This window comes from Bradyrhizobium sp. SSBR45G (assembly GCF_030159255.1).
In the GTDB taxonomy this organism is placed as follows: domain Bacteria; phylum Pseudomonadota; class Alphaproteobacteria; order Rhizobiales; family Xanthobacteraceae; genus Bradyrhizobium.
The window spans coordinates 34,023-60,653 of the sequence record NZ_BSCT01000028.1 but is presented as its reverse complement, the minus strand read 5'-3'; the positions used below and the strand labels follow the sequence as shown (position 1 = coordinate 60,653).

At 66.7% G+C, this 26,631-nt stretch carries 23 protein-coding genes; 9 read left to right on the top strand and 14 right to left on the bottom strand.

Translation table 11 applies throughout. The annotated features are described in order from the left end of the window. Positions 1–157: 157 nt before the first annotated feature. The 3 genes from mbfA (at position 158) to QQL87_RS26600 (ending at position 3,292) form a co-directional block, all read left to right on the top strand. Positions 158–1,129 (top strand): iron exporter MbfA, encoded by a 972-nt coding sequence (gene mbfA / locus QQL87_RS26610; protein ID WP_284418362.1) that lies wholly within the window; start codon positions 158–160, stop codon positions 1,127–1,129. A 78-nt stretch (positions 1,130–1,207) separates the two neighbouring features. Beyond that, the gene (locus QQL87_RS26605; RefSeq protein ID WP_284418363.1) at positions 1,208–1,738 is read left to right on the top strand and encodes a cytochrome b; all 531 of its coding nucleotides are present in this window, start codon (positions 1,208–1,210) and stop codon (positions 1,736–1,738) included. Between the two features lie 84 nt (positions 1,739–1,822). Then, complete coding sequence (locus QQL87_RS26600) at positions 1,823–3,292, top strand: amidase (protein WP_284418364.1); 1,470 nt, start codon at positions 1,823–1,825, stop codon at positions 3,290–3,292. A 184-nt stretch (positions 3,293–3,476) separates the two neighbouring features. Here the strand turns inward: QQL87_RS26600 and QQL87_RS26595 are convergent, their stop codons facing one another. Next, the gene (locus QQL87_RS26595; protein ID WP_284418366.1) at positions 3,477–4,565 is read right to left on the bottom strand and encodes a Zn-dependent alcohol dehydrogenase; all 1,089 of its coding nucleotides are present in this window, start codon (positions 4,563–4,565) and stop codon (positions 3,477–3,479) included. A gap of 336 nt (positions 4,566–4,901) precedes the next feature. Then, entirely contained in the window at positions 4,902–6,686 is a 1,785-nt protein-coding gene (locus QQL87_RS26590) for an acyl-CoA dehydrogenase family protein (protein WP_284418367.1), read from the bottom strand. A 119-nt stretch (positions 6,687–6,805) separates the two neighbouring features. Between QQL87_RS26590 and QQL87_RS26585 the strand changes: the two genes are divergently transcribed. Further along, the gene (locus QQL87_RS26585) at positions 6,806–7,825 is read left to right on the top strand and encodes a glutathione S-transferase family protein (protein WP_284418368.1); all 1,020 of its coding nucleotides are present in this window, start codon (positions 6,806–6,808) and stop codon (positions 7,823–7,825) included. A 107-nt stretch (positions 7,826–7,932) separates the two neighbouring features. Continuing rightward, positions 7,933–8,634: an SDR family NAD(P)-dependent oxidoreductase gene (locus QQL87_RS26580; RefSeq protein WP_284418369.1), complete on the top strand. Its 702-nt coding sequence runs from the start codon at positions 7,933–7,935 to the stop codon at positions 8,632–8,634. 281 nt (positions 8,635–8,915) lie between these two features. On the opposite strand, the gene QQL87_RS26575 is transcribed toward QQL87_RS26580, so the two are convergent. Together QQL87_RS26575 and QQL87_RS26570 are read right to left on the bottom strand one after the other, a co-directional pair. Beyond that, positions 8,916–9,506, bottom strand: a complete 591-nt coding sequence (locus tag QQL87_RS26575; protein ID WP_284418370.1) for a GNAT family N-acetyltransferase — start codon at positions 9,504–9,506, stop codon at positions 8,916–8,918. Positions 9,507–9,582: 76 nt separating this feature from the next. After that, positions 9,583–9,786, bottom strand: a complete 204-nt coding sequence (locus tag QQL87_RS26570; RefSeq protein WP_284418371.1) for a DUF1127 domain-containing protein — start codon at positions 9,784–9,786, stop codon at positions 9,583–9,585. Positions 9,787–9,902: 116 nt separating this feature from the next. Here QQL87_RS26570 and QQL87_RS26565 point away from each other — a divergent pair, with 116 nt between their 5' ends. The 3 genes from QQL87_RS26565 (at position 9,903) to QQL87_RS26555 (ending at position 12,820) form a co-directional block, all read left to right on the top strand. Continuing rightward, the gene (locus QQL87_RS26565; protein ID WP_284418372.1) at positions 9,903–10,826 is read left to right on the top strand and encodes a transcriptional regulator GcvA; all 924 of its coding nucleotides are present in this window, start codon (positions 9,903–9,905) and stop codon (positions 10,824–10,826) included. A 119-nt stretch (positions 10,827–10,945) separates the two neighbouring features. After that, positions 10,946–12,259 (top strand): MFS transporter, encoded by a 1,314-nt coding sequence (locus QQL87_RS26560; RefSeq protein WP_284418373.1) that lies wholly within the window; start codon positions 10,946–10,948, stop codon positions 12,257–12,259. Between the two features lie 78 nt (positions 12,260–12,337). Continuing rightward, entirely contained in the window at positions 12,338–12,820 is a 483-nt protein-coding gene (locus tag QQL87_RS26555) for a CinA family protein (protein ID WP_284418374.1), read from the top strand. A gap of 209 nt (positions 12,821–13,029) precedes the next feature. Here the strand turns inward: QQL87_RS26555 and QQL87_RS26550 are convergent, their stop codons facing one another. The 10 genes from QQL87_RS26550 to QQL87_RS26505 all read right to left on the bottom strand — a co-directional run bounded on the left by QQL87_RS26550 (position 13,030) and on the right by QQL87_RS26505 (position 24,784). Continuing rightward, on the bottom strand, positions 13,030–14,370 hold the full coding sequence (locus QQL87_RS26550) for an HlyD family type I secretion periplasmic adaptor subunit (protein WP_284418375.1): 1,341 nt from the start codon (positions 14,368–14,370) through the stop codon (positions 13,030–13,032). Between the two features lie 13 nt (positions 14,371–14,383). Then, entirely contained in the window at positions 14,384–16,126 is a 1,743-nt protein-coding gene (locus tag QQL87_RS26545; protein ID WP_284418376.1) for a type I secretion system permease/ATPase, read from the bottom strand. Between the two features lie 194 nt (positions 16,127–16,320). Continuing rightward, entirely contained in the window at positions 16,321–16,590 is a 270-nt protein-coding gene (locus tag QQL87_RS26540; RefSeq protein ID WP_284418377.1) for a GlsB/YeaQ/YmgE family stress response membrane protein, read from the bottom strand. A 123-nt stretch (positions 16,591–16,713) separates the two neighbouring features. Continuing rightward, the gene (locus tag QQL87_RS26535; RefSeq protein WP_284418378.1) at positions 16,714–17,697 is read right to left on the bottom strand and encodes an ABC transporter ATP-binding protein; all 984 of its coding nucleotides are present in this window, start codon (positions 17,695–17,697) and stop codon (positions 16,714–16,716) included. Positions 17,698–18,003: 306 nt separating this feature from the next. Beyond that, entirely contained in the window at positions 18,004–19,416 is a 1,413-nt protein-coding gene (locus tag QQL87_RS26530) for an amidase (protein WP_284418379.1), read from the bottom strand. After that, complete coding sequence (locus QQL87_RS26525; RefSeq protein ID WP_284418380.1) at positions 19,413–19,610, bottom strand: hypothetical protein; 198 nt, start codon at positions 19,608–19,610, stop codon at positions 19,413–19,415. The genes QQL87_RS26530 and QQL87_RS26525 overlap by 4 nt, the downstream gene beginning before the upstream one ends. Before the next feature lie 28 nt (positions 19,611–19,638). Next, positions 19,639–20,688: an ABC transporter ATP-binding protein gene (locus QQL87_RS26520; RefSeq protein WP_284418418.1), complete on the bottom strand. Its 1,050-nt coding sequence runs from the start codon at positions 20,686–20,688 to the stop codon at positions 19,639–19,641. Positions 20,689–20,983: 295 nt separating this feature from the next. Further along, positions 20,984–21,886, bottom strand: a complete 903-nt coding sequence (locus QQL87_RS26515; protein ID WP_284418381.1) for an ABC transporter permease — start codon at positions 21,884–21,886, stop codon at positions 20,984–20,986. Positions 21,887–21,888: 2 nt separating this feature from the next. Beyond that, on the bottom strand, positions 21,889–22,842 hold the full coding sequence (locus QQL87_RS26510) for an ABC transporter permease (RefSeq protein WP_284418382.1): 954 nt from the start codon (positions 22,840–22,842) through the stop codon (positions 21,889–21,891). Positions 22,843–23,137: 295 nt separating this feature from the next. Beyond that, positions 23,138–24,784: an ABC transporter substrate-binding protein gene (locus tag QQL87_RS26505; protein WP_284418419.1), complete on the bottom strand. Its 1,647-nt coding sequence runs from the start codon at positions 24,782–24,784 to the stop codon at positions 23,138–23,140. A 235-nt stretch (positions 24,785–25,019) separates the two neighbouring features. Here QQL87_RS26505 and QQL87_RS26500 point away from each other — a divergent pair, with 235 nt between their 5' ends. Next, entirely contained in the window at positions 25,020–26,615 is a 1,596-nt protein-coding gene (locus QQL87_RS26500) for an ABC transporter substrate-binding protein (RefSeq protein WP_284418383.1), read from the top strand. Positions 26,616–26,631 lie beyond the last annotated feature (16 nt).

Here is a 26,631-nt window from a genome sequence, read left to right as displayed (position 1 = left end):
CGTATCGGTTCCCTGACTGGGGCCTGAATGCGACGTCACGAAATGTTTCGCGACGACCGCGCGGCGGCAGTTTGACCGCCGTGCGGCAAATCCATATAGCTTTTAGAAACGTTCTAAACTGTCGAATGTTGCGAACGTCAAATCCGGGGACCTTGGAATGAAGAATTTCGCCGACCTCACCGAGCGCGAGATCCTGGCGATCGCGATCTCGGCCGAAGAGGAAGACGGCCGCATCTACATGAGCTTCGCGGAGGACCTGGCGGAGCGGTATCCGGATTCGGCGAAACTGTTCGAGCAGATGGCCGAGGAGGAGAAGGGCCATCGCCACATGCTGCTCGAACTCTATGAGGAGCGCTTCGGCAAGAACCTGCCGCCGATCCGGCGCGAGAACGTCAAGGGCTTCATGAGCCGGCGCCCGATCTGGCTGACCAAGAACCTGTCGCTCGACACCATCCGCAAGGAGGTCGGCACGATGGAGTTCGAGGCCGAGCGCTTCTATGCCAAGGCTGCCGAGCAGGCCAAGGATGTCGGCGTTCGCCGGCTGCTCGGCGATCTCGCGCTGGCCGAGAAGGGCCACGAGCAGGTTGCAGCGAAACTGACCGACCAGATCCTCAGCCCCGACGTCCGCCACAAGGAGGACGAGACGCGGCGGCGCGTGTTCGTGCTGCAATATGTGCAGCCGGGTCTCGCCGGCCTGATGGACGGCTCGGTCTCGACCTTGGCGCCGCTGTTCGCCGCCGCCTTTGCCACCCACCAGAACTTCCAGACGTTTCTGGTCGGCCTTGCCGCCTCGATCGGCGCCGGAATCAGCATGGGCTTTGCCGAGGCGCTGTCCGACGACGGATCGCTGACCGGACGCGGCTCGCCCTGGCTGCGCGGTGCGGTCTGCGGCGCGATGACGACGCTCGGCGGCCTCGGCCATACGCTGCCCTATCTCGTCCCCGATTCCTGGGCGAACGCGTTCTGGATCGCGACCGCGATCGCCGGCGTGGTCGTGTTCTTCGAATTGTGGGCGATCGCCTACATCCGCGCCCGCTACATGGACACGCCGTTCCTGCAGGCCGTCTTCCAGATCGTGCTCGGCGGCATCATCGTGCTCGGCGTCGGGATCCTGATCGGAGCGGCTTAGCGTGCGGCGAGGGTCGCGCTGGAGAACTCCCGGCCGGACTGCCGATCGCAGCGGACCGGCCACAACGAAAGGCTCGTCATGACACCACGCCTGCAATACGGCACGCCTGCCAAGATCCTGCATTGGCTGGTGGTGGCGCTGCTCGCCATCCAATATCCGATCGGCTGGCTGATGCCGGACCTCCACGCCAACACGCCGCCCGGCGCGCCGATGATCCTGCACATCTCGTTCGGCCTCACCCTCCTGGCGCTGATCGCGCTGCGCTTCGTCTGGCGGCTGACCCATCCCGTCGCGCCGGAAAGCTCGTTGCCGCCGTGGCAGCGGCTGAGCTCGGAGGCCGTGCACTGGATGCTCTATGTGATGGTGCTGGCGACCACCATCACCGGCTGGCTGTTCGCCTCGTTCCGCGGCTGGAGCGTGTCGTACTTCTATCTGTTTCCGCTGCCGATGCTGGCGGCGCGCGACCCGGCCGGCAACCGCGCCATCGACGGGCTGCACCAGGCGTCCGAATGGCTGCTGCTGATCCTGATCGTCGTTCATGTCGGCGCCGCGCTCGCCCACGTCTTCATCTATCGCGACCGCGTCATGCAGCGCATGCTGCCGGGCTGACCGCGCGGCTGCGCAATTTCGATCAAGCCGCCGCCTTCGGCATCGGCTACAACATGGCTCCCTCAACGCATGGGAGCAGAACCCTTGGCCGCATCGCAATGGACGTTCGCAACCGCCGTCGAGACGGCGAAGGCCCTGGCGCACGGCGAGGTCTCGTCGGTCGAGCTGACCCAGCTCGCGATCGATCGCATCGTCAGACATGACACCAGGATCAATGCCGTCTGCATGCGCGATTTCGACCGCGCTCTCGAGGCCGCCCGCGCTGCCGATGCTGCGCTCGCGCGCGGCGAGCGCCGGCCGCTGCTCGGCCTGCCGCTGACGGTGAAGGAGTCCTACAACGTCGCCGGGCTGCCGACGACCTGGGGCTTTCCGCAGCAGAAGGATTTCATCGCGGCCGAGGATGCACTCGCCATCACGCGCGTGAAGGACGCCGGCGGCATCGTGCTCGGCAAGACCAACGTGCCGTTCGCGCTCGGCGATTGGCAGAGCTACAACGACATCTACGGCACCACCAACAATCCCTACGATCTCGGCCGCACGCCGGGCGGCTCCTCCGGCGGGTCGGCGGCGGCGCTGGCGGCCGGCTACGGATCGCTGTCGCTCGGTTCCGACATCGGCGGCTCGCTGCGCGTGCCGGCGTTTCACTGCGGCGTCACCGCGCACAAGCCGACCTACGGCCTCGTCGCCTCGCGCGGCCACACGCCGCCGCCATTCCCGCCGCTGCCGAACGAGGCGGACCTCGCCGTGGTCGGCCCGATGGCGCGCTCGGCCACCGATCTGTCGCTGCTGCTCGATGTCATCGCCGGTCCGGACCCACTCGAGGCCGGCAAGGCCTATCGCCTCGACCTCCCGCCACCGCGCCATGCCCGTTTGCAGGACTTCCGCGTGCTGGTGATCGCCAGCGATCCGCTGCTGCCGACCGACACGGCCGTGCGCGGCGCGATCGAACGGCTCGCCGCCGATCTCGCCAGGGCCGGTGTCAGCGTGACCAGACAGAGCCCGCTGCTGCCGGACTTCGCCGCATCGAGCGGGCTCTATATGCGCATGCTGCACGCCTTCCTCGGCGCTACCATGCCGCCGGATATCTATGCCGGAGCGAAGCAGGCGGCGGCGCGCCTTCCGGCGGAGGCCAAGAGCCTCGCGGCGGACCAGCTCCGCGGCCTCGTACTCAGCCATCGCGACTGGGTGCAGGCCACTGGCGCCCGTGCCCGGCTGCGTGCCCAATGGCGTCTCCTGTTCGAGAGCTTTGACGCCGTGATCTGCCCGATCATGCCGACGCCGGCCTATCCGCATGATCATTCGCCCGACATGGAGCGGCGCCGCATCACCATCGACGGCGTCGATCATCCCTATGGCGACCAGCTCGCCTGGCCCGGCATCGCCACTCTGCCCGGCCTGCCCGCCACCGCGATCCCGCTCGGCCTCGCCGATGGCTTGCCGGTGGGCGTGCAGATCGTCGGTCCCTTCCTCGAGGATCGCACGCCGATCAAGCTCGCCGAGCTGATCGAGCGCGACTTCGGCGGCTTCGTGCCGCCGCCGATGTTTGCCGATTAGCTGGCGTCAGGGGCGCACTCGCGCCCTCGCCCACCGCCGTCGTCCCGGCCTTGAGCCGGGACCCATAGCCACCGGCGCTTGTGGGACGATGACTGATAGTTGCGCCAACTCGATAGATTCCGCGGTATGGGTCCCGGCTCAAGGCCGGGACGACAGCGGTGTTTGCGGCGTCAGATCCCGCACCTCACGAATCGAATATGATCACGCTGCGCAGCGTCTTGCCGGCCTTCATGTTGGCAAAACCCTCGTTGATCTCCGACAGCTTCAGCTTGGCCGAGATCCAGTCTTCCAGATGCAGCTTGCCGCGCAGGTAGAACTCGACGAGGCGGGGCATGTCGAGGCGGAAGTGGTTGGAGCCCATGGACGAGCCCTGGATACGGCGCTCGCGCAGGAAGTCGAAGCCGTGCAGCTCGATCTTCTGGCCGAAGGGAATCATGCCGACGATGGTCGCGGTGCCGCCCGGCGCCAGCATCGCGAAGGCCTGCTCGGCGGTCTCCTTGCGTCCGAGCACCTCGAAGGCATGTTGCACGCCGCCCTTGGTGAGCTCGCGCACTTGCGCCACGACGTCGCCGTCGGCCGGATTGATGATGTCGGTGGCGCCGAGCTTGGTCGCGAGCTGCAGCTTGGCCGGATTGGTGTCGATGGCGATGATGCGGCCGGCGCCCGCGATCTCGGCGCCGTTGATCGCGGCCATGCCGACGCCGCCGCAGCCGATCACCGCCACGGTCTCGCCGGCCTTGACGCCCGCCGTATTCACCACCGCGCCATAGCCGGTGATGACGCCGCAGCCGATCAGCGCCGCGAGATCGAGCGGCATGTCCGGCCGGATCTTCACGATCGCGTTCTCGTGCACCAGCATCTGCTCGGCGAACGATGAGAGGTTGAGGAACTGGTGCAGCTTCTCGCTTCGACCCCACGACAGCCGGTTGGAGGCGCCCGGCAGCATCTTCACCGTGGTGTCGGTGCACAGCACCGGGCGGCCCGTGGTGCAATTGTCGCAGGTGCCGCAGAACACCGAGAGACACGTGACGACGTGATCGCCCGGCTTCACATAGCTGACGTCGGAGCCGACCTGCTCGACGATCCCAGCGGATTCATGGCCGAGCACGGCGGGCAGCGGATGCGGATACAGCCCCTCGATGAAATGCAGATCGGAATGGCAGAGACCGGCAACGGCGGTGCGGATCAGCACCTCGCGCGGACCGGGCTTGGGTACGCTGACATCCTCGATGACCAGCGGCTTGTTGACCTCCATCAGCACGGCGGCTTTCATTTTGCGTTCTCCCTGTATTGTTCTTGTAGATCAGATCGGGCTAGGACGTCGGCTACTCATTTTTCTACCCACACCGGTCGAACGACAAGGCCTCTTTCCCGAGCTCATGACTGCGCCCTCTCCCCTTGCGGGAGAGGGCTACACAGGTGCCAGCAACAAACTCACTCGGGTGAGGGGTTCGTGCCACAAAGCAAGCTCTGCGCCCGTGGCAACCCCTCACCCGGCTTTCATGCTTCGCATGAAAGCCACCCTCTCCCGCAAGGGGAGAGGGTGCACCGAGCCCGCGGCAAAAGCTGCGCTGGATATCGCATTCCATGTTCATGTCTCACCACAAGCCTACGCCGCTGATAGCAGTCCGCCAACCTCTTCCATGTTGGCGACGGTCTCGCCAAGTAGCAGCGTCGCGATGGCATCATCGATCCTGTTTTCCGCAAGCCGGAATGGATCGGACGGCGTCAGCCGTTGCGCGACCACGAGCTTCGCCAAAAGCAGACGCCGCGCGTCGCCGCGCATCGCGTGGATGCGCGCGCTTTCCCAGGTCAGCGAGACGGCGCTGGCTGTGTGATACAGCAGGCTGGTGGCGCGGCGGGACTCGGCTTCGTTGTCGGCGCGGCCGGCCACCTCGCGCGCAAAGCCTGTGGCGCGATCGACGAGCCGATGCAGCTGATCGCACCAGGCCTGCGGCACATCGGCGCTGTCGTCGAGCCGCGCATGCAGATCGGCCGACAGCGCGGTCTCCGCGCCGTGGCGGCCGACGGCGCGCTTGAGCGCGTCGAGCGCGACGATGTTGCCGGTGCCTTCCCAGATCGAGCCGAGATGCGCGTCGCGCAGCAGCCTGGATGTCACGAACTCCTCGACATAGCCGATGCCGCCGCGCATCTCCAACGCATCGCCGCAGACCTTGCGGGCATCGCGGGTGGCACGGAATTTCAACGTCGGCGTCAGGATGCGCAGCAGCGCCGCGGCGTCCTGACTGCCGGCCTCGGCGCGGTCGAGCGCGTCCGCCGTGAGGAAGCTCATCGACAGCGCCTGCTCGGTCGGCAGCAGGATCTTCATCAGTTGGCGGCGGCCGAGCGGCAGGTCGACGATGCGTTGGCCGAACACCACGCGATTGGTCGCGACCGTGATGGCGTCGTGCCAGGCGCGCCGCATCAGCGCGGTCGACTTGACGCCGTTGGAGAGCCGCGACGAGTTGACCATCTCGGCCATCTGCACGAAGCCGCGATCGAGCCGGCCGACGGCATAGGCGATCGCGCCCTCCAGCTTGATCTCGCCGGAGGCCATCGAGCGGGTGCCGAGCTTGTCCTTCAGGCGCACGATTCGATAATGATTCTGCGTGCCGTCATCGAGGAAGCGCGGCATCAGGAACAGGCCGACGCCGCGCGTGCCGGGCTCGGCGCCGTCAGGCCGCGCCAGCAGCATCACCACCTTGGCATCCGCATTGGAGCAGAACCATTTCTCGCCATGCAGGCGCCAATGGTCACCCTCGGGCACGGCCACCGTCGTCAGAGTGCCGACGTCGGAGCCGCCCTCCTTCTCGGTCATGAACTGGCCGCCCTGGGTCAGCTTCCGCATGTCGGTCTGGGTGAGGCCGTCGAGGTACTTGGCCTTCAGCGCATCGCTGCCGAAGCGCGCCAGCAGCTTGGCGCAGCCGTCGGTGACATTGATCGGGCAGCCCAGGCCGAACTCCGCCTGGTTGAACAGGAAGGTGAAGGCGTGCTTGGCCGTCACAGGGTATTTGTCGCGCCAGCCGAGAATGCCCTTGCGGATCGACATCGCGTGAATGCCGAACTCGCCGAACGCCGCCCGCTCCAGCTCGCGATACGCCGGATGATATTCGATCCACTGCACGTCGCGGCCGAAGCGGTCGCGCTGATGCAGCACCGGGCCGTGGCGGTCGGCCAGCCGGGCGCATTCGTCGAGATAGGAGCCGGCGAGCTCGCCGAGCCGGTCGAGATGCGGCACGAGGTGGCGAAACAGGGCGTCGGGCAGATGGATGCGCAGGAGGTCGGCCAGAGCGGGATCGGCGCGGTAGAAGTTCAGCCCGGTGGTATCGGGCGCCAGCAGCGCCGGCCTCGCGCCTGATGTCATCACGTCATCGGGCTTCAGGAACTGATGCATGACCGTCAAGTCCTCGTTCGTTTGCGCAAGTCTCTGCAGGCCTCTCATGGACTCTTCGACAGGTTGCGTCCGATCGGGTACACCACGTCCCACGCCCGAGCGCGCGAGGGAGCAGATCCATGACCAATCAGCCGGCGGAGGTTTATCGCATCTTCGGGGCGGAGATGTCGCCCTATTCGGTCAAGGTGCGATCGTATCTGCGTTACAAGGGCATTCCGCATCACTGGATATTGCGCAACGCGGAAAGCGAGTCGGAGTTTACGCGGCACGCCAAGCTGCCGATCATTCCGCTGGTGGTCGCGCCCGACGAGGTGCCGCTGCAGGACTCGACGCCGATCATCGACGCGCTGGAGCTCGATTTTCACGAGCCCTCGATCCATCCCGGCGACGTGCTGACCAGCTTCATCTCGGCCCTGATCGAGGAGTTCGGCGACGAGTGGGCCAACAAATGGATGTTCCACTATCGCTGGGCCGGCGATCTCGATCAGCGTGCGTCAGCCGGACGCATCGCCCGCATGATCGCCCCGAAGGCCGACGACGCTGACATCACCAAGCTCGTGGAGAAGATCCGCGCGCGCATGGTCGAGCGCCTCGCTTACGTCGGATCGAACGAGGTCAACGCGCCGCAGATCGAGCAGAGCTTTGCCGAGATGCTCGACCTGATGGAACGGCATCTCGCCGTCAGGCCCTATCTGTTCGGCGGCCGGCCGGCTTACGGCGATTTCGGCCTGTGGGGCCAGTTCTACGAGCTGTGGACCGACCCGACCGCGGGCGCCCTGATCGAAGGCCGCGCGCCGCATGTGCTGGCCTGGATCCAGCGCATGCTGTGGCCGCGCGCCGAGGGCGAGTTCGAGCTATGGCCGGAATTGTCGCTCACCTTGATGCCGATCCTGACGCGCCAGATCGGCGGGCTGTTCATGCCGTGGACGCTCGCCAACGAGCAGGCGCTGGCCGAGAACCGCGACATGTTCAACGTCCAGCTCGGCGACAGCCTCTGGACGCAGAAGCCGCAGAAATATCATGCGCGCTCACTGGCCATGCTCCGCAGCAAATACGCCTTCCTGCACGACCACAGCCGGATCGACGTCGTGCTGGAGGAGATCGGCTGCCTTGCCGCCATGCAGCCGCGCCCGTCCTGAGCGATGCGGCAAAAATGTGGGGATGACCGATAGGAAGTCGGCTGCCGGCGCACTAGCTTGAGGTCTGCGGACGCTTTTCCACGGACTTCGCTGCGAAGGACATGCCAATGGACATCCCTGCCTACAAGATCGCCCTGATCGTCGGTGCCGGCGAAGGGCTCTCCGCCTCGCTGACGCGGCTGTTCGCGCGCGAGAAGATCCGCGTGGCGCTGGCCGCGCGCAAGGTCGAGAAGCTGGGCGCGCTCTGCAGCGAAACCGGCGCCCGCGCCTATCCCTGCGACGCCACCAATCCGGAAGAGGTCGAACGGCTGTTTGGCCTCGTGACGCGCGAGATCGGCGAGCCCGATCTCGTCGTCTATAATGCCAGCGCGCGGGCGCGCGGGCCGCTCACCGATCTCGTGCCCGACGATGTGAAGGAGTCGATTGCCGTCAGCGCGTTCGGCGGCTTCCTGGTGGCGCAGCAGGCGGCACAGCGCATGCTGCCGAACAAGCATGGTGCGATCCTGTTCACCGGCGCCTCCGCCAGCGTCAAGGGCTATGCGCAGTCGGCGCCGTTCGCGATGGGCAAGTTCGCGCTGCGCGGGCTGGCCCAGAGCATGGCGCGCGAGCTGTCGCCGCAGGGCATCCACGTCGCGCATTTCGTCATCGATGGCGCGATCAGGAGCGTGGCCCGGCAGGAGCCGGCGGAGCGGCCGGACTCGATGCTCGATCCCGACGCCATCGCCGCCAGCTATTGGAGCGTGCTGCAGCAGCCGCGCAGCGCCTGGAGCTGGGAGACGGAGCTGCGCCCGTGGGTGGAGACGTTCTGAGCGTCGGCGTCGCGTAGGGGCGAGGGCGCACCGCAATCCCCGTCATTGCGAGCGAAGCGAAGCAATCCAGGGCCGAGCAAGGACTCTGGATTGCTTCGCTTACGCTCGCAATGACGGTGGTACTCTATCTGCTCTATAACAACTGTCATCGCCCGGTTTGACCGGGCGATCCAGTATCCGCAGCCGGCAGTGTGGTACACCGAGAGGCCCCGGCGTACTGGATGCCCCGCCTGCGCGGGGCATGACGGCCATCATGTGATGACATGTGTCGTGATGCAAGGCTAGCGACCGACCACTTGCAGGCCTGTACTTGACGGCTGCGCGACGCGTCCGGTCAGCACCTTCTCGAACCGCACCAAGGTCCAGTCATCCGCATGCGGCTGGATCGTGAAGCCGGCCTTGCGCGCCAGCGCGATCATGACGTCGTTGGTGCGCAGCGCATCGCCTGACAGGCTGACGCCGCCGAGCGCGAGCGCGCGGCCTTCCAGATGCGCGATCAGCGCCGGGCCGATGCCGTGGCCGTGCCAGCGATCATGCACCGACAGGCCGAACTCGACGCGGCCGCTGGCGCGATCGAGCGCGTAGCGCGCCTCCGCGACGACGCACGCGATGCCGCCCAGCTCCATCGTTCCGATCAGGCTGTAGCGATCGTTGCGGCCGAGCGAGACGAAATCGTCGAGCACGGCCTTGGGCAGCTCGCTCAGCGCGCCGAGGAAACGCTTGGTGCGCGAGCGCTGGCTCAGAGAACGCACATAGGCCTGCAGCGCCTCGGCATCGTCCGATGTGACGAAGTGCAGGCGCACCTCTTCACCGCGCCTTGTGTGAATGATGCTGGAGCCAGCTGCGAGGTCGGCAATCGCGGGTGTTGGCATGGCGGGCTCCGACCGGAAGAGTTGCCGGCGCCCTCCGTCGCGGAGCGGCGCCGGCATGGCGGCTTGAGTGAGGGGCTCAGGCCCGCCAGAACGGCTTGTCGATCTCGGCGGCGATATCGCTGCGGGAGAGGCCGAGATCGTGCAGGTCGCGCTCGGACCACAGCGCCAGCTCGTGGCGCGTCCGATAGCGGAAGCGCCAGGCCGCGAGCAGCTCGGTCACCGCCGACAAGACCCCGCCTGCATGATGTTTCGTCATCGACGAGGAGACGTAAAGGGACATGAAAGCCTCCTGAAATAATCCACCGGGTGCATTATCGAGGGCTTGCGCGTCATCCACAAACGACATTTATTACCGTTTCGGATGAAATAAAGTCATGAATCAGGAGGAGATCCTGGATGTCTCGGCTACCGTCGCTGAACGGATTGCGGGCGTTCGAGGCCGCGGCGCGGCATCTGAGCTTCACCCGCGCCGCCACCGAGCTCAACGTGACCCAGACCGCGATCAGCCATCAGATCAAGCGGCTGGAGGACGAGCTCGGGTTGCGGCTGTTCGTCCGGCAGAACCGCAGCCTCGCGCTGACGCCGCAGGCCCGGGATTATCTGCCGCTGGTGCGCGCCGCGTTCGACGATCTCCGGCTCGCGACCGAGCGGCTGGTGCGCAAGGACAACGCCAGGGTGCTGACCGTCTCGACCATCGCCTCGCTGGCCGCCAAATGGCTGCTGCCGCGGCTCAGCGCCTTCCAGGAGGCCAATCCCGGGATCGACGTGCGCATCGCCACCTCGAGGTCGCTGGTCGACTTCCGCAAGGAGGATGTCGACGCCGCGATCCGCTACGGCCGCGGCCACTGGCCGGGCGTGCGCGCCGAATGGCTGATGGCCGACGAGGTGTTTCCGGTGTGCAGCCCGGCGTTGCTGCAGGGCGACAAGCCGCTGCGCTGTCCGGAGGACCTCGCACATCACACGCTGCTGCACACCACCGTCGGCTATGAGGACGACTGGGCGCTGTGGTTGACTGCGGCCGGCCTGCCCGCCGGGATGCCGCGGCGGGCCGAGCTCGGCTTCGACATGATCTTCATGACCATCCAGGCCGCCATCGACGGTGCCGGCGTTGCGCTCGGGCGCACCGCCTACGTCCAGGACGACATCGCCAAGGGGCGCCTGGTGGCGCCGTTCAAGATGGTGCTGCCGAGCGATGCCGGCTTCTATTTGGTGACGCCGGAGGGGCGCAGCGATCTGCCGAAGCTCAAGGCGTTTCGGCTTTGGCTCAAGAGTGCGGCGCAACAAAAGGGCACGTCGCCGATTCCTGTTGTTCAAGCCTAGTCACAGGCCCGCAAAACGGTTGGCGGACACGATGCCGCGTGGCAGATTGCCACACCTCATCCCTCGGCCGGCGCAGAATGACTTCCGCACGAGCCACTCGACGGTAGGAGTTTTCTCGCGTGTCATCGACCCCAACCCAGCAACCGGCCAACATCAAGTCGCGCATCGGCGCGATCCTGCGTGCCACCAGCGGCAATTTCCTCGAGCAGTTCGACTTCTTCCTGTTCGGGTTCTATGCGGCCGCGATCGGCAAGGCGTTCTTCCCGGCGACCGACGAGACCGCGTCGCTGCTCAACACCTTCGGCGTGTTCTGGCTCGGCGCCCTGATGCGGCCGGTGGGGGCCATCGTGCTCGGCGCCTATATCGACAAGATCGGCCGCCGCCAGGGCCTGATCGTGACGCTCGCGATCATGGCCGCCGGCACGGTCGTCATCGCCTTCTGTCCGACCTATGAGACCATCGGCGTCGCTGCGCCGGTCATCGTGCTGCTCGGCCGCCTGCTGCAGGGTTTTTCGGCCGGCGTCGAGCTCGGCGGCGTCTCGGTGTATCTGTCGGAGATCGCCACCCCCGGGCGCCGCGGCTTCTACACCTCGTTCCAATCGTCGAGCCAGCAGGTCGCGATCTTCGTCGCCTCGATCCTCGGCTATCTGCTGAGCGAGATCATGCCGGCGGCCACCGTCACCGCCTGGGGCTGGCGCATCCCGTTCTTCGTCGGCTGCCTGATCATTCCGCTGATCTTCTTCCTGCGCCGCACGCTGGAGGAGACGCCGGCGTTCCTGGCGATGAAGAAGCATCCGACCGCGAGCGAGGTGTTCGCCTCGGCGCTCGCCAACTGGCGCATCGTGCTGCTCGGCATGATGATCGCGATCCTGACCACGACGACGTTCTACTTCGTCACGGTCTACACCCCGACCTTCGGCAAGTCCGTGCTGAAGCTGTCGAGCGCCGACGCGCTGCTGGTGACGCTGCTGGTCGCGGTGACGAATTTCATCTGGAACCCGGTCGGCGGCGCGCTGTCCGACAAGATCGGCCGCAAGCCGGTGCTGATCACGATCGCGGTGCTGGCCCTGCTCACCGCCTATCCAGCGCTGAGCTGGCTGGTGTCGGCGCCGAGCTTCGGCAAGATGCTGGCGGTCGAGATGATGCTGTCGTTCTATTTCGGCATGTATAGCGGCACCATGCTCGGCGCTCTCGTCGAAATCGTGCCGGCGCATGTCCGCACCACCTGCTTCTCGCTCGCCTTCGCGCTCGCCGCGGCGCTGTTCGGCACCTTCACGCCGTTCGCCTCGACCTGGCTGATCGACAAGACCGGCGACAAGGCCGCGCCCGGCTACTGGCTGATGTTCGCCGCGACGCTCGGCATCATTGCTGCGCTGACCGTCTATCGTGGCGGTCAGCAGGCGGTGGCGGTGCGCGAGCCGGCGGCCGCCTGAGCGGGTTACCTGCTGTCGTTGCGGGCGGCATCATCCGATGCCGCCCTTTTTTTGTCGTGGGCGGGAGCGAGGTCTGCCATGAACGAACTGATTGCCGTCGCTGAACGGGTCGCAACCCGGCTGATCGCGCGCAAGCAGACCATCGCGGTGGCGGAATCCTCCGCCGGCGGCCTGATTGCGGCGGCGCTGCTCGCCGTGCCCGGCGCGTCGGCCTACTTCCTCGGCGGCGCCGTGGTCTATACGCGCGACGCCCGCCGCGTGCTGATGGACATTCCGGACGAGGCGATGAAGGGCATCCGCTCGGCCTCGGAGCCCTATGCCGAGTTGCTGGCGCGGCAGATCAGGACGCGCTTTGCAACGGATTGGGGCTTGTCGGAGACCGGCGCGGCCGGCCCGACCGGCAACCGCTATGGCGATGCGGCGGGTCACGCCTGTTTCGCGGTGGCCGGCCCCGCGACCGCCGTGGTGACGCTCGAGAGCGGCCGCAGCGACCGCTTCGCCAACATGCAGCTCTTCGCGAAAAGCGCGCTGGAGCTGTTGCTCAAGAATCTCGACGCATAATCCGGTGTCGTCCCGGACAAGCCCGTCGACGCACAGCGTCGGCGGGCGCCGATCCGGGACCCATACGCCGCAGCAGGAGTGGGGTACGAGGAGAGACGTCACGAGCATCTCGCGCCACGACCGCGTCCTGTGGTTATGGATCCCGGCGTTCGCCGGGATGACACTGAATGTGAGGAGCCGGTTGCGAGCCTGACGACCAGCCGCGGCTCTCACTTCTCCCTAAACGCCCGCATCAGCTGGTCGTGCAGCGGCTTCATCAGATAGGAGATCACGGTGCGGTCGCCGGTCTGCACGAACGCCTCCACCGGCATGCCGGGGATCAGCTTGACGTCGCCGAGCCGGGCGATCTCCTGCGGCGGCATCGAGACGCGGATGGTGTAGTAGCTCTGGCCGGTGCGCTGGTCGGTGGTGACGTCGGGCGAGACGCGGCTGACGACGCCGTTCAATTCCGGCGTGGTGCGCTGGTTGAAGGCGGACAGCCGCAGCAGCGTCTTCTGGCCGACCTGCAGCTTGTCGATGTCCTGCGGATTGACCTTGGCCTCGACCTGCAGATCGTCGCTCTGCGGCACGATCAGCATGATGGTGTCACCCGCGGTGATGACGCCACCGACGGTGTGGACGGAGGACTGCAGCACCATGCCGTCCTGCGGCGCGCGGATGTCGACCCGGCGCAACTGGTCCTCGGCGGTGATCTTGCGCTCGACGAACTCGCCGATCTTGTCGGTGGCCTCGCGCAGATCCTTGGAGACCTCGCTGACCATGTCCTTGTCGACCTGGATGATCTGCAGCTCGGTCTCGCTGATCTTGCCCTTGGCCTGGGCACGGGCCGCGATGAATTGCGCGCGCTCGCCATTGAGGCGGGCGGCATCGCGCTCCAAGGTCGTGAGGCGCGACAGCTGCACCAGGTGCTGCTCGTAGAGCTGGCGCACGCCGTCGAGCTCCTTCTGCACCAGCGCGATCTCCTGGTCCTTGGCGGCGACCTGCGCCGAGAGCCCCTCGATCTCTTCGCTCAGCTGGGCCACGCGCTCGCGCAGCTGCGCCTTCTGGCCGACGCGGCCGTTGACGCGGACCTCGAACAGCTTGGCCTCGCTCGCGGTCAGGCTCTTGACGTCGGGATCGCTCATCCGCTCCAGCAGCTGCTGCGGGAACAGGATCTTGGCCCAGCCGCGCTGCTCGGCCTCGAGACGGGCGGCGCGGGCTTGCAGCGCGTCGAGGTTCTTGGTGACGATGGCAAGCGAGGCCTTGGTCACGGTGTCGTCGAGCCGCACGACGATGTCGCCCGACTTGACGACGTCGCCGTCGCGGGCGCGGAGCTCGCCGACCACACCGCCGGTCGGATGCTGCACCTTCTTGACGTTGGATTCGACCACGATCTGGCCGGGCGCGATCAGCGCGCCGGAGATCTGCTGCGTCGCTGCCCAGCCGCCAAGGCCGCCGGCCACCGCGACGACGACGGCCAAGCCGACGATGAGATGGCGCCGGATCGACTGCTGCGCGCCGTCAGGCTTTCGCACACCCGGCACGGGGCCGGCGATGACCTGGCTGCTCATGCGGTTCCGCTCCTCATGACTTCGCCACGCCGGCTTCAGAGACGATCTTGATCGGCGCCGGCGGGCGCGGCTGCAGCACCTGGGCCAGCACCGTCTCCTTCGGGCCGAACGCCTGCGCGCGGCCGTCCTTCATGACCAGCACCTGGTCGACCGCCTCGATGCCGATCGGCCGGTGCGCCACGACGACGACGATTGCGCCGCGCGCCCGCGCCGAGCGCACCGCGCGCGACAGCGCCTCGTCGCCTTCGGTGTCGAGGTTGGAGTTGGGCTCGTCCAGCACGATCAGGAACGGATTGCCATAGAGCGCGCGCGCCAGCGCCACGCGCTGCGCCTGCCCCGCCGACAACGCCGCGCCCTGCTCGCCGATCTGGGTGTCGTAGCCGTCGCGCATCTTGATGATGATGTCGTGCACGCCGGCCTCCTTGGCGGCGGCGATGATGCTGTCCGCGGAGGCGTTCGGATCGAACCGGCAGATGTTCTGCGCCACGGAGCCGGCGAACAGCTCGACATCCTGCGGCAGATAGCCGATGTGGCGGCCGAGCTCGTCCGTCGACCACTGGTCGAGCGCGGCGCCATCGAGCCGGACATGGCCGCGCACCGGACGCCACACGCCGACCAGCGCGCGCACCAGCGACGACTTGCCCGACGCGCTCGGGCCGATGATGCCGAGGCCGTTGCCCGCCGACAGCGCGAAGCTGACGTCCTGGACGATCGCCTTGCTGTCGCCGGGCGCGACGATCGAGATGCCCTCGACCGAGAGCTTGCTGACCGGCGGCTGCAGCTGGGTCGGCGCCGACCGTTCCGGCATGGTCTGCAGCAGCAGGCTGAGGCGGCGCCAGCTCTGGCGCGCAGCGACAAAACTCTTCCAATGCGCGATCGCGAGGTCGACGGGGGCCAGCGCCCGCGCGCTGAGGATCGAGCCGGCGATGATGATGCCGGCGGTCGCCTCCTGGTGGATCACGAGATAGGCGCCGACCGCGAGTACTGCCGACTGCAGCATCATCCGCAGCACCTTGGCGATCGCGCCGAGACCGCCGGCGACGTCGCTGGCGCGCTGGTTGCCGGCGAGATATTTCTCGTTGGTCTCGCCCCAGCGCGACAGCATCCGCCCGGTCATGCCCATCGCGACCAGCACCTCGGCGTTGCGGCGGCTGGCGGTGGCGAGATCATTGCGGCGGGCCGCCAAGCCCATCGCCTCCTTGGCCGGCGTCCGGGTGAGGAATTCGGTGATCAGCGTCAGCGTCACCAGGATGACGGCGCCGACCAGCGCGGTGACGCCGAGCATCACGTGGAAGGCGAAGCAGATCGCCAGATACAGCGGCAGCCAGGGCAGGTCGAAGAACGCGCCCGGCCCCTGGCTCGACAGGAAGCTCCTGATGTTGTCGAGGTCGCGCAGCGGCTGCAGGCCCTCGTTGCGGCCGCCGGCCGACAGCGGCAGACGGACCACGGTGTCGAACACCCGCGCATTCAGGCTTTCGTCCAGCGCGGTGCCGATCCGGCCGAGGATGCGGCTGCGGATCATGTCGAGCGCGCCCTGGGCGACGTAGAGCCCGGCGGCGATGATGATGAGGCCGATCAGGGTCGGGACCGAGCGGCTCGGCAGCACGCGGTCATAGACCTCGAGCATGAAGATCGAGCCGGTCAGATACAACAGGTTGATGATGCAGCTCATCACCCCGACGCCGATGAAGGCGCTGCGGCAACCGCGCAAGGCATCGCTCAGCTCGGATTGCCTCACCTGAGGTGCGCCCGCCATCACCACCATCTCTTCAATTGATCAAATGAGCTGCAGGACCGCCGATCAAAACGACAAGTTGGCGGCAAACAAGGCAAAATATACTGATTCCTGCGGCGAGCGTCCAACGACGCTCAGGATAGCGTGAATCAGCTGTTGTCCTTGGTCTGTCGTGCGGCGCCGCGGAAACGTTCAGCCCGCGCCAGGTCACAAGGCTAGAGCCGCCCGCCGGTGCGCACCAGCCTGACGACGAGCAGCAGGATGATGGCGCCCAGCGCGGAATAGACAATCTCGGACACCAGTCCCGTGCCGAGCCGGATGCCGAGCCGCGGGAAGATGAGGCTCGCGACCAGGGCGCCGAGCACGCCGATCACGATGTCGCCGATCAGGCCGAAGCCGGTGCCGCGCACGATCTTGCCCGCGAGCCAGCCGGCCACGAGGCCGACGAACAGGATGACCAGAATACCTTCGTTCGATACGTGCATGCATGCCCTCACACCGCGGGGACGACCGCTCCCGCGCATCGACGCACTTTAACGGCGCCGATGCGGCGCTTCGACACGCGATGTCGGTTTCAGAGCTGAGCAGAGCGGGTTTCAGGCGAACCGTTACGTCGCAGCCACACCGGCCGGCGCCTCGGCCAGGACGCAACGCGCCAGACGCTGCGGCCCGAGCTGAACGTTCGGCGGCAACGCCTCCGCGCAGCGCGGCTGGGCAAGGCTGCAACGCGGCGCGAAGGAGCAGCTCTGCGGCGCCTGGTCGAGCGAGGGCGGCGTGCCCGGGATGGTCTGCAGCCGCTCGCCGCGCTTGGCGCCGTGAACGGTGGAGGCCAGCAGGCCGCGCGCATAGGGATGAACGGGCTGGCGCACGATGTCGCGCAGCGCGCCCTGCTCGACGATCTGGCCGGCATACATCACCGCGACGCGATCGCAGATCTCGATCGCGACGCCGATGTCGTGGGTAACGAAGATGACGGACATGCCGAACTCGCGCTGCAGCTCGCGGAGCAGCAGCAGGATCTGGATCTGGACGGTGGCATCGAGCGCGGTGGTCGGCTCGTCGGCGAGCAGCACCTTGGGCCGGCAGGCCAGTGCGAGGGCGATCATCGCGCGCTGCCGCATGCCGCCGGACATCTCGTGCGGATAGGAATCGAGCCGCCGCTTCGCCGAGGGAATGCGGACGACATCGAGCATCTCGAGCGCCCGCGCGCGCCCCTCCGCCTGGCTCTTGCCGTCGTGCCGCATCACGGTCTCGGCGATCTGCTGGCCGATCGTATAGACCGGATCGAGCGCAAGCCCCGGCTCCTGGAAGATCATCGACACTGTGCGGCCGCGGAACTGCGACAGCTCGTCATCGCTCATCGCCAGCACGTCGCGGCCCATCACCTCGACGCGGCCGGAGATCTGCGTCCGCTTCTTCGGCAACAGCCGCATCAGCGCCCGCATCGTCACGCTCTTGCCGGAGCCAGACTCGCCGAGCAACCCCAGCACCTCGCCGTCCGCCAGCGACAGGCTGACATCGTTCACCGCATGCACCGTTCGCTCGCCGGTGAAGCGGATGGTGAGGTTGTTGATCTCGACGAGGTTGGTCATGGTGTTTTGGTCCTCACAAACTCGGTGTCGTCCCGGGCAAGCGCGTCGGCGCATCGCGCCGTCGTGCGCCGACCCGGGACCCATACTCCCGATAGAGGTTTGCGCTACGATCGCCACTCCGAGTCATCGCAACACAAGAGCCGGTGGCTATGGGTCCCGGCTCTGCGCCCGACGTCGCTGCGCGACATCGGGCTTGGCCGGGACGACGCCGAATGTGAGGCGACGGCTTCGGCTGCGGCGCGTTCAGGCCACGCTCTCGCAGACCTTGAGCACTATGCGGCCGGAGTTCCTCGCCAACACCACGTTTCATGACAGCGTCGGCACCCTGGCGTGGAAGTCGGTGGCCCGTTGGAACGCAGCGCCGATGGTCAGGATGGTGGCTTCGTCGAAGGAGCGGCCGATCAGCTGCATGCCGACCGGCAGGCCCGTCGACGTGAAGCCGGTCGGGATCGCCAGTGACGGCAGCCCGAGATAGTTGACCGGCCGGGTGAAGCGGGTGATGCGCTGGATCACGGCCTCCGCGCCCGGCGCGCCGCCGACGTCGCTGTCGGCGATCGACGGCGTCACCAGCGGCGACACCGGCGCGATCACCGCATCGATGCCGGAGGTTGCCGCGACATGCGCGGCCAGCGCGGCCCCGCGCCAGCGCAGCGCTTCAAGATAGGCGACGCCGGAGACGGCCAGCGCGTTCTGCAGCCGCATCAGCACCTGCGGGCCATAATCCTGCGGCCGCTCGATCATCCAGCGCTTGTGGAAGGCCGCCGCCTCGACCGCGAGCACGAGCTGGCAGGCCGCGGTGAGCTGGCGCTGGTCGGGCAGATCCACCTGCGCGACATCGGCGCCCTCCGTCTTCAAGACTGCAATCGTCGCGTCCAGGCAGCGCGCGACCTCGGGATCGAGGTCATCGACATAGAACGCCTTGGGCACGCCGATCTTCAGGCCCTTGATCGAGGCCTTGGTGGCCGCGACATAGTCCTGCACCGGCGCGGCGCTGGCGGTCGGATCCTCCGGGTCGGGACCGGCCATCAGGCCGAGCATCAGGGCGCAATCCTCCGCGGTCTGCGCCAGCGGCCCGACCGTGTCGAGCGATTGCGACAGCGGCATCGCGCCGGCGCGGCTGACGCGGCCCCAGCTCACCTTCAAGCCGGTCACGCCGCAGAAATTCGCGGGCATGCGGATCGAGCCGCCGGTGTCGGAGCCGAGCGCAGCAAACGTCAGGCGGGCACCGACCGCCGAGCCCGAGCCGGACGACGAGCCGCCGGTGACATAGCCGAGCTTCCAGGGATTGTGCACCGGGCCGTAATGCGCGTTGTGGCCGGTCGGGCCATAGGCGAACTCGGCCATCTGCAGGGTGCCGAGCCGGATCGAGCCGGCGTCCTTCAGCCGCTGCACCGCCGTCGAGGTGGTCGTCGCGACGAAGTCGCGCCGGATCAGCGAGCCGCAGGTCGAGACGTGGCCGGCCTCGTAGTACATGTCCTTGTGCGCCAGCGGCACGCCATGCAGCGGACCCTTCGGGCCATCCTTGGCCAGCGCGGCGTCGGCTTCGCTTGCAGCCTTCAGCGCCGGCTCGGACTCCAGGGCCATGAAGGCGTTGAGCTTGGGCTGCCATTGCGCGATGCGGTGAAGGCAGGAGCGCGTCACCTCGACCGAGGACAGCTTCTTGTCCGCAATCGCCTGCGCGACCTCGGTCAGCGTCATCAAAGCGGGTTCGGTTCTCATCGGCCCACCTTCAGCGTCTGCGCCACGACGTAGCTCGCAGGCTCCAGGTCGAACGGCAGGGTGCCGGCGACGGCGGCGAAATTGTCGAAGGCCGGTCCGATCGAATCGGCGATGCGGGTCGCCACCTCCTTGTCGACCGGCAGGCCGGAGGCCTCCGCGATGGCATGGACTTGCTGGGGCGTGGGTCTGGTCATCTGCGCTTCTCGCTGCTGGTGTCTGCCCTCAGGCGGCCGGCGCCCGGCTGTGTCCCGAACCCGGGATCGCCATGTGGCAGGCGGCCTGATGGCCCATTGTATCCAGCGCCGTCAACTTCGGCGCGACATTCGAACAGGGCGCCTCGACAAACGGGCAGCGGGTGTGGAAACGGCAGCCGGCCGGCGGATCGATCGGGTTGGGCGGATCGCCCGAGAGCGGCGGCACCTCGGTGCGTTTGTCCGGATCGGACGACGGCATCGCCGCGAGCAGCGCACGCGTATAGGGATGCGCCGGCTTGGCCCAGACCTGCTCGACGGGCCCGAGCTCGACGACCTCGCCGAGATACATCACCAGCACGCGGTCGGAGATGTAGTTGATGACGTTGAGGTCGTGGCTGATGAACAGATAGGTCAGGCCGAACTCGCGCTTCAGGTCCATCAGCAGGTTCAGCACCTGCGCCTCGACCGACTTGTCGAGCGCGGAGACGGCCTCATCGAGGATGACGAGCCGCGGCGACAAAGCGAGCGCGCGGGCGATGTTGACGCGCTGGCGCTGGCCGCCGGAGATCTCGTGCGGATAGCGGTTGGCGAAGGTCTCGGGCCTTAAGCCCACCTTGCCGAGCAGCTCGCGGGCGAGCGCGCGCGCCGCGGTATCCGCCATACCGTGCACCTTCGGCCCGAACGCGATCGACTCCTCGATCGTCAGACGCGGATTGAGCGAGGCATAGGAGTCCTGGAACACCATCTGCATGCCGCGCCGGAGCTCGCGCAGGGACATCTCGTGCCCGACCTGGCGGCCATCGAAGATGATCTCGCCGGCATCGCGGTCCATCAGGTGCATCAACAGCCGCGCCGTCGTCGACTTGCCGCAGCCGGACTCGCCAACGATGCCGACGGTCTCGCCCTTGCCGATGTTGAATGAAACATCATCGACGGCACGCACGGTCTTCCGCGCGCCGAACAGCCCGCCGCGGACGGGGAAGTGCTTGGTGAGCCCATCGACCCTCAGCAGCGGCTGCGCCTTGCCGCCGAGGTCTTCGATCGGCGCGAGCCCGGTGACCACCGTTGCTTCATTCATGATGATGGACCCGAGCAGGCGCGGCAGAAACAGTGCGCCCCAGATGGCGCTCCACGTATAGCGCTCTTCTGCTTCCACATCGTCATGGCCGGGCTTGTCCCGGCCATCCACGTCGTCCAGCGCCCTCGGAATGACGTGGATGCCCGGGACAAGCCCGGGCATGACGGAGTGACCAATTGGCTGGCGTCCGTGCCGCGATTGCCCCATTTCGTCCAGTGCGATCGCCCTACCGCAAGCGGGGCGAGGTGCACCGCCGATGCCGCGCAAGCGTCGCTCGAAATCAGCACAGCCATCATCAGCTCCGGATGTCCATGGCGCTGCGCAGGCCGTCGCTGAGCAGGTTGAAGCAGATCGAGACCGCGAAGATCATCGCGCCCGGCAGCGCCGCCACCCAGGGGTTGACGTAGATCGCGGTGCGCAGCGTGTTCAGCATCAGGCCCCATTCCGGCTCCGGCGGCTTGGTGCCGAGGCCGAGGAACGACAGGCCCGCGGCGAGGATCATCGACACCGAGATGAGGCCCGTGGCGTAGACGAAGATCGGCCCCAGCACATTGCCCAGCATGTGCGCGCGCATGATCGTGAAGGCGTTGGCGCCGGAGGCGCGCGCGGCCTCGACGAAGTCGCGGTTGCGCACGCCCGTGGTGACGCTCTCGGCGACGCGCGTGATCTGCGGCACGAACACGATGGTCAGCGAGACGATGGAGTTGGTGATGCCCGCGCCGAGCGCGCCGGATATGGCGATCGCCAGCAGCACCGAGGGGAAGGCATAGAACACATCGATGGTGCGCATGATCGCGGTGTTGACCCAGCCGCCGACATAGCCGGCGACGAGGCCGAGCAGGGTGCCGATGCCGAAGGCGAGGATGACCGGCGAGATGCCGATCAGCAGCGACAGCCGGCCGCCATAGATCAGCCGCGCCAGCATGTCGCGTCCCAACTCGTCGGTGCCGAGCGGATAGTTCGGCGTGCCGATGTGGCGCAGGCGGCGGATCATTGAGCCCTGATAGGGGTCGGCGAGGTGCAGATAGGGCGCCAGCAACGCGGACAGCACGATCAGCAGCAGGATCGCGACGCAGACCATGCTGACCTTGTCCCGGACGAGACGGCGGCCGACGGTGGCCCAATAGCCGCGCGCGTTGGCCGCGGGCGCGGCCTGCAGCGAGGCGTCGTCGACGGCGCTCGGGGACGTGATGCTCATCGCTAGCCCCGCTTGATGCGCGGATCGATCGCGGCCTGCGCGATGTCGACCACGAGATTGAGGATGACGAAGAACATCGCGAGCACGAGGATCGTGCCCTGAAGCAGCGGCAGATCGCGCTGGAAGATCGCGGAGTTCAGCAGCAGGCCGGAGCCGGGCCAGGAGAACACGGTCTCGATCAGGATCGAGCCGCCGAGCATGTAGCCGAGCTGAAGCCCCATGATCGCGAGCGCCGTCGGCGCGGCGTTCTTCAGGACATGACGGAACACCTGCGTTTCGCGCAGGCCTTTCGCGCGCAGCGCCTCGACGAAGTCCTGGCTCAGGATGTCGCCGGTCAGCGCGCGCACGGTGCGGGTGATGATGCCCATCGGGATCACCGACGTGGTGATCGCGGGCAGGACCAGGAAGCGGATATGCGCCCAGTCCCACGCCCAGGCGCCCGAGCCGGACGGACCGGCGCCGACCGCGGGCAGCCAGTTCAGCTCGACCGAGAAGATGATGACGAGCACCATGCCAAGCCAGTAATGCGGCACCGAGACGCCTGCGATCGCGATCGAAGTCGCGACCTTGTCGATCCAGGTGTCGCGGAAATAGCCGGCGACGAGACCGAAGAACAGGCCGAGCGAGAAGCCGATGATCGCCGCGGCGATCGCGAGCGTCACGGTGTTGGAGACGGCGCGCAGCACTTCCGCGAGCACGGGCCGCCCGGTCGCGATCGAGCTGCCGAGATCGCCATTGACGGCGCGCCAAAGCCACAGTCCGAACTGCACCGGCAGCGGCTTGTCAAAGCCATAGGCCACGCGCAGCTGCTGCGCGAGCTCCTGCGACGCATCGGCGGGCAGCACCGCGACGAGCGGATCACCCGGCGTGATGTGAACGAGCATGAAGCAGACGAGCGCGACACCGATGATGATCGGGATCGCATAGACCATCCGCCTGGCAGCATAAGAGAGCACGAAGTTACCTCATCCTTACTCTCTGCGAAGAGAGCGAAGGTTTCCACCTGTGTTGCAGCGAGCGCGCTGCCCGCCTCTCCCCGCGTGCGGGGAGAGGCCGGATTGCATCGTCAGATGCAATCCGGGTGAGGGGGGCTCTCCACAAGCACCAGACTCGCGGAGAGTCCCCCTCACCCCACCCCTCTCCCCGCAGGCGGGGCGAGGGAGCGCACCGCGCGCGCCGAGAACGGTCGGCATCCAACGAACGAAAATGAGCGCCTTCCGAATTGGAGAGGTCACCTCGTCATGAACATCACTACTCCACCGAGATCGGCGAGAAGTCGATGAACCAGCTCTTCGGCTGCACCACGCCCTTGACCTTCGGGCTCATCGCGCGCGGGCCGACGTCGTGGGCGACATAGAGGAAGGCGGCATCGTCGACCGAGGCCGCATGCAGCTCGGCCAGCGCCTTGTCGCGCTCGGTGGGATCGAAGGTCTGGCGCGCCTTCTTCACCAGCTCGTCGAACTTCGGGTTGTTGATGAAGCCCCAATTGTTCGAGACCGGCGGCGCCATCGACGACTGCAGGAAGCGCACCAGCGCGAAGAACGGATCCATCGCCGAATAGGTCACGTTGGTGGCGTTGGCGCCGTTGGCCGAGGCATCCTTGGCCCCACGGCGCCAATTGGTGAACAGCGTGTTCCACTCGATCACGTCCAGCTTGACGTCGAAATAGCACTCGGCCAGCGCCTGCTGCAGATATTCGTTCATCGGCAGCGGCAGCATCTGGCCCGAGCCCGACGCCGAGGTCTGCGTCTTGACCTCGAGCTTCTTGTTCGGGCCGTAGCCGGCCTCCTGCATCAGCTTCTGCGCGGCCGCCTTGTCGTATTTGATCTCGAAGGTGACGTTGCCACGCCAGGGATGGCCCTTCTCGAAGCTACCGGTCGCGGGCACCATCAGGCCGGCGAGCAGGCCGTCGCGCAGGCCTTCGCGATCGACGCAGAGATTGGCGGCCTTGCGGACGCGGATGTCGTTCCATGGCGAACCTTCGACACGCGAGAACTGCCACGGCCAGACATGCGGCTGCTCGTTGGCGTAGAGCTTGAAGCCGCGCTGTTTGATCTCCGGCAGCGCATCCGGCGCCGGCGCCTCGACCCAGTCGACCTGACCGGACAGCAGCGCCGCGGTGCGCGCATTGGCTTCCGGCATCGGCAGCAGGATCATCTTGTCGGACTTCGGCACCCGCGCCTTGTCCCAATAGGCCTCGTTCTTGACGAGCTCGAGCCGCTCGCGCGGCGTGAACTTGCTCATCTTCCACGGGCCGGTGCCCGAGGCGTCCTTGGCGAACGCGGTCCAGGCGGCTTGCGACTTCGCCTTGTCGTCGGCGCCGGTCGCGGCCTCATAGAGCTTCTGCCATTTCGTCGGGCTCGCCATGAACAGATTGGTGAGGTTGATCGGCAGGAAGCTGTCCGGCTCCTTCGTCGTCAGCTCGACGGTGAGATCGTCGATCTTGCGCGCCGAGGCGAGCGTTGGCATGCGCGAGGCTGTCACGCCGACCTGGCTCGGATCGAATTGCGGCGCGTCCTGCTTCAGCACCTTCTCGACGTTCCACACCACGGCGTCGGCATTGAACGGCGCGCCGTCATGGAAGGTGACGCCAGGACGCAGCTTGAACGTCCATTTGGTCTTGTCGGCCTCGTCGACCTTCCATTCGGTGGCGAGGCCGGGAATGACGACGCTCGGCTTGTCGGCCGACGACAGGTCCCACATCGTCAGCGAGTCATACATCGTCACGCCGGTAAACCGGTTGCCCTCGAACCCCTGGTCGGGCTGGCCGAGCGTGCGAGGAATGTCTGCCGCCGTCATGCCGATGCGCAGCACGGATTCCGCATTCGCCTGCGCAGGCAGGGCTGCGGCCGACGCCGTCGCCATCATCGCAGCCGAAAAGGCCGCACGCATCCTCATCGATTTCGCAACGCTCGACAGCACGATCAAATCTCCGATCAGTGGCTAATTTCTGAGCAAATGTATGCAACGGCTGTGCCACCAACGGGCTGGACCGCGCCCCTGCGACGCGTGGTCACAACCGTTTGTGTTCAAATGATCCCGCGATGCCCTTGGCACCCGGATTGCAGGTTTCAGTCCGAATTTGATCCGGTTTCGCTCACGCGAAGCCGATCCCGCAACGGAGCTTCCCTGCATGCGTATCCGACTTTCCCTGCTTGCCACCGCGCTCGCGATCGGCCTGTCCGCCGCTGCAGCGCGCGCCGAAACGGTCCTGCGCTACGGCATCTCGATGGCCGACATCCCGCTGACGACGGGACAGCCCGATCGCGGCGCCGGCGCCTATCAGTTTACCGGCTATACGATCTACGATCCGCTGGTGGCGTGGGACATGAGCACCGCCGACAAGCCGGGCAAGCTGATCCCGGGCCTCGCCAGCGAATGGAAGGTCGACGAGTCCGACAAGACGAAATGGCGCTTCACCTTGCGCAAGGGCGTCAAGTTCCACGACGGCAGCGACTTCAATGCCGATGCGGTGATCTGGAATCTGGACAAGGTGCTCAACGATAAGGCACCGCAGTTCGACAAGCGGCAGAGCGCGCAGGTCAAGACGCGGCTCCCGTCGGTGGCAAGCTACGCCAAGATCGACGAGTCCACGATCGAGATCACGACCAAGACCGTCGATTCCTTCTTCCCCTATCAGATGCTGTGGTTCCTGATTTCGAGCCCGGCGCAATATGAGAAGCTCGGCAAGGATTGGGACAAGTTCGCCAGCCAGCCCTCGGGCACCGGTCCGTTCAAGCTGACCCGGCTGGTGCCGCGCGAGCTCGCCGAACTCACGAAGAATTCCGAATATTGGAACAAGGACCGGGTGCCGAAAGTCGACAAGCTGATGCTAGTGCCGATGCCGGAGGCGCTGACCCGCACCAACGCGCTGCTCGCGGGGCAGGTCGACCTGATCGAGACGCCGGCGCCGGACGCCGTGCCGCAGCTCAAGGCCGCCGGCATGAAGCTGGTCGACAACATCACGCCGCACGTCTGGAACTATCATTTGAGCGTGCTTCCGGGATCGCCCTGGACCGACATCCGCCTGCGCAAGGCGCTCAACCTCGCGATCAATCGCGACGAGGTGGTCGGCCTGATGAACGGACTTGCCAAGCCCGCCAAGGGCCAGGTGGATCCGTCGAGCCCGTGGTTCGGCAAGCCGAGCTTCGAGCTGAAATATGATCTCGCCGCCGCCAAGAAGCTGGTCGAGGAAGCCGGCTACTCGCCGGCCAAGCCGCTGAAGACGACCTTCATCATCGCCCAGGGCGGCACCGGCCAGATGCTGTCGCTGCCGATGAACGAGTTCCTGCAGCAGAGCTTCAAGGAGATCGGCATCGACATCGACTTCAAGGTGGTCGAGCTCGAGACCCTCTACACGCATTGGCGCAAGGGCGCGGCCGACGAGATGAACGCCGGCATCACCGCCAACAACATCGCCTATGTCACGTCAGATCCGCTCTACGCGATCGTGCGCTTCTTTGCCTCCGACCAGATCGCGCCTGTGGGCGTCAACTGGGGCGGCTACAAGAACCCGAAGGTCGACGCGCTGATCTCGGAGGCCAAGCAGACCTTCGATCCCGCCAAGCAGGACGAGCTGATCGCGCAGGCCCATGCATTGGTGGTGGATGATGCCGTGCTGGTCTGGGTGGTGCATGACACCAACCCGCATGCGCTGTCGCCGAAGGTGAAAAAATTCGTCCAGGCCCAGCACTGGTTCCAGGACCTGACGACGATCGGGGCGGAGTAGTCAGCATCTCCGTCGT

Coding starts and splice junctions, on each gene's coding strand:
- mbfA (WP_284418362.1), top strand. CDS start 158: ATGAAGAATTTCGCCGACCTCACCGAGCGCGAGATCCTGGCGATCGCG.
- QQL87_RS26605 (WP_284418363.1), top strand. CDS start 1,208: ATGACACCACGCCTGCAATACGGCACGCCTGCCAAGATCCTGCATTGG.
- QQL87_RS26595 (WP_284418366.1), bottom strand. CDS start 4,565: ATGAAAGCCGCCGTGCTGATGGAGGTCAACAAGCCGCTGGTCATCGAG.
- QQL87_RS26590 (WP_284418367.1), bottom strand. CDS start 6,686: ATGCATCAGTTCCTGAAGCCCGATGACGTGATGACATCAGGCGCGAGG.
- QQL87_RS26585 (WP_284418368.1), top strand. CDS start 6,806: ATGACCAATCAGCCGGCGGAGGTTTATCGCATCTTCGGGGCGGAGATG.
- QQL87_RS26580 (WP_284418369.1), top strand. CDS start 7,933: ATGGACATCCCTGCCTACAAGATCGCCCTGATCGTCGGTGCCGGCGAA.
- QQL87_RS26575 (WP_284418370.1), bottom strand. CDS start 9,506: ATGCCAACACCCGCGATTGCCGACCTCGCAGCTGGCTCCAGCATCATT.
- QQL87_RS26570 (WP_284418371.1), bottom strand. CDS start 9,786: ATGTCCCTTTACGTCTCCTCGTCGATGACGAAACATCATGCAGGCGGG.
- QQL87_RS26565 (WP_284418372.1), top strand. CDS start 9,903: ATGTCTCGGCTACCGTCGCTGAACGGATTGCGGGCGTTCGAGGCCGCG.
- QQL87_RS26555 (WP_284418374.1), top strand. CDS start 12,338: ATGAACGAACTGATTGCCGTCGCTGAACGGGTCGCAACCCGGCTGATC.
- QQL87_RS26550 (WP_284418375.1), bottom strand. CDS start 14,370: ATGAGCAGCCAGGTCATCGCCGGCCCCGTGCCGGGTGTGCGAAAGCCT.
- QQL87_RS26545 (WP_284418376.1), bottom strand. CDS start 16,126: ATGGCGGGCGCACCTCAGGTGAGGCAATCCGAGCTGAGCGATGCCTTG.
- QQL87_RS26540 (WP_284418377.1), bottom strand. CDS start 16,590: ATGCACGTATCGAACGAAGGTATTCTGGTCATCCTGTTCGTCGGCCTC.
- QQL87_RS26535 (WP_284418378.1), bottom strand. CDS start 17,697: ATGACCAACCTCGTCGAGATCAACAACCTCACCATCCGCTTCACCGGC.
- QQL87_RS26530 (WP_284418379.1), bottom strand. CDS start 19,416: ATGAGAACCGAACCCGCTTTGATGACGCTGACCGAGGTCGCGCAGGCG.
- QQL87_RS26525 (WP_284418380.1), bottom strand. CDS start 19,610: ATGACCAGACCCACGCCCCAGCAAGTCCATGCCATCGCGGAGGCCTCC.
- QQL87_RS26520 (WP_284418418.1), bottom strand. CDS start 20,688: ATGAATGAAGCAACGGTGGTCACCGGGCTCGCGCCGATCGAAGACCTC.
- QQL87_RS26515 (WP_284418381.1), bottom strand. CDS start 21,886: ATGAGCATCACGTCCCCGAGCGCCGTCGACGACGCCTCGCTGCAGGCC.
- QQL87_RS26505 (WP_284418419.1), bottom strand. CDS start 24,784: ATGAGGATGCGTGCGGCCTTTTCGGCTGCGATGATGGCGACGGCGTCG.
- QQL87_RS26500 (WP_284418383.1), top strand. CDS start 25,020: ATGCGTATCCGACTTTCCCTGCTTGCCACCGCGCTCGCGATCGGCCTG.